Annotated in this window: 2 protein-coding genes and 1 pseudogene; all 3 read left to right on the top strand. The window is 71.0% G+C overall.

The features are described 5' to 3' along the window. A pseudogene (locus tag AB0M82_RS45860) lies at positions 1–147 on the top strand (deferrochelatase/peroxidase EfeB); the annotation flags it as partial. 18 nt (positions 148–165) lie between these two features. After that, the gene (locus tag AB0M82_RS45865) at positions 166–1308 is read left to right on the top strand and encodes a GDSL-type esterase/lipase family protein (protein WP_364736194.1); all 1143 of its coding nucleotides are present in this window, start codon (positions 166–168) and stop codon (positions 1306–1308) included. 34 nt (positions 1309–1342) lie between these two features. Further along, entirely contained in the window at positions 1343–1753 is a 411-nt protein-coding gene (locus tag AB0M82_RS45870) for a PPOX class F420-dependent oxidoreductase (RefSeq protein WP_364736192.1), read from the top strand. The last annotated feature ends 128 nt before the right edge of the window (positions 1754–1881 follow it).

A 1881-nucleotide genomic window follows, 5' to 3' on the forward strand; every position in this document is an offset into this window, starting at 1 on the left:
ACCCGGAAGCAGTACGTGCCGATGCAGCAGGCGCTGTCGTCGAAGGACGCGATGATGGAGTACGTCCAGCACACGGGCTCGGCGCACTTCGCGGTCCCCCCGGGCCTGACGCGGGAGTCGAGCTGGGCGGACGCGCTGTTCTCCTAAGCTGCACCCGTGACGTCCTTGATCAGTACCCCGCTGACCGCGGAGCTCGTCCTCGGCGCGCTCGAACTCGAACGCACCGAGCGCGGCCTGGTGCCACATCGGCTGCCCGCTCGCGCCCGGGCCCAGAACGCCGATCCGCGGCTCGCCATGGCCGAGGCGCAGCCCGCGGGCGTCCGGCTGCGGTTCCGGACCCGGGCCGACGTCGTCGAGCTGGAGACACTGCCGACCAAGCTGGTGTATGTCGGCGCCCCGCCCCGGCCGGACGGGGTGTACGACCTGCTCGTCGACGGCGCGCTCACCGCCCAGGCGAGCGTGGCCGGCGGCAACACCGTGACCATCGACATGGCGACCGGCGCGTCCGAGCACCGCGCGGGCCCGGCGGGCACCGTCCGGTTCGCCGGGCTGGGCGGGCACCCGAAGGACGTCGAGATCTGGTTGCCGCACAACGAGATCACCGAACTCGTCGCCCTGCGCACCGACGCGCCGGTCGAGGCCGTGCCCGGCCGCGGCCGGCGGGTGTGGCTGCACCACGGCAGCTCGATCAGCCACGGCTCGAACGCCGCGAGCCCGGCCACGACCTGGCCCGCGCTCGCCGCCACCGCGGCCGGCGTCGAGCTGGTGAACCTCGGTTTCAGCGGCAACGCGCTGCTCGACCCGTTCACCGCCCGCGCGCTGCGCGACACCCCGGCCGACCTGATCAGCGTCAAGCTCGGCATCAACGTGGTCAACGCCGACCTGATGCGCCTGCGCGGGTTCGGCCCGGCCGTGCACGGGTTCCTCGACACCATCCGCGACGGGCACCCGGACACGCCGCTCCTGGTCGTTTCGCCGTTGTACTGCCCGATCCACGAGCGGACACCCGGGCCGGGGGACTTCGACCACGAGGCGCTCGCTCTTGGCGAGGTGCGCTTCCGCGCGACCGGTGACCCCGCCGAGCGGGCCGCGGGCAAGCTGACGCTGGAGGTGATCCGGGACGAGCTGGCCCGGATCGTGGCCCAGCGGCAGGCCGAGGACGCGAACCTGCGCTACCTCGACGGCCGTGAGCTGTACGGCGAAGCCGACTTCGCCGACCTCCCGCTGCCGGACGCCCTCCACCCGTGCCCCGCGGCCCACCGCCGGATCGGCGAGCGGTTCGCCGAACGCGTCCTCGCCGGAGCTTGACTTCAAGGGAGCTTGAAGTTGGAGGCTTCGGGACATGTTCACCGACGCAGAACTCGCCTACCTCGACGACCAGCCCCTCGGCCGGCTGGCGACCGCCCAGCCCAACGGCACGCTCCAGGTCAACCCGGTCGGCTTCCGCTACAACCCGGACGAGAAGACCATCGACGTCACCGGGCACAACCTGCGCAACAGCAAGAAGTTCCGCAACCTCGCGACGAACGACCAGGTCGCCTTCGTCGTCGACGACCTCCCGTCGACGAACCCCTGGCGGGTGCGCTGCCTGGAGATCCGCGGCCGCGCGGAAGCACTGGTGGGCGTCAACCTCCCGGACAACCACTTCGACGACGCGGTGATCCGGATCCACCCCAAGCGCATTCTCGCCCTCGGCATCGAGAAGTGGGACGTGGAGCCCTTGGAGCTCGAGCCGAACATCCGCAACGTCTGACCGAGTCCGGGCCGCGCAAGCGGTCAACGGAACGGCCGTGAATGGCTCATTGAGGGACTCTATGTCCCTCAACCGACGCGAACGCCGATTCGGGCGACGTCCGGTGGATGTACAACTACAGAACCCAG

This window comes from Amycolatopsis sp. NPDC051128 (genome assembly GCF_040682715.1).
Lineage (GTDB): Bacteria > Actinomycetota > Actinomycetes > Mycobacteriales > Pseudonocardiaceae > Amycolatopsis.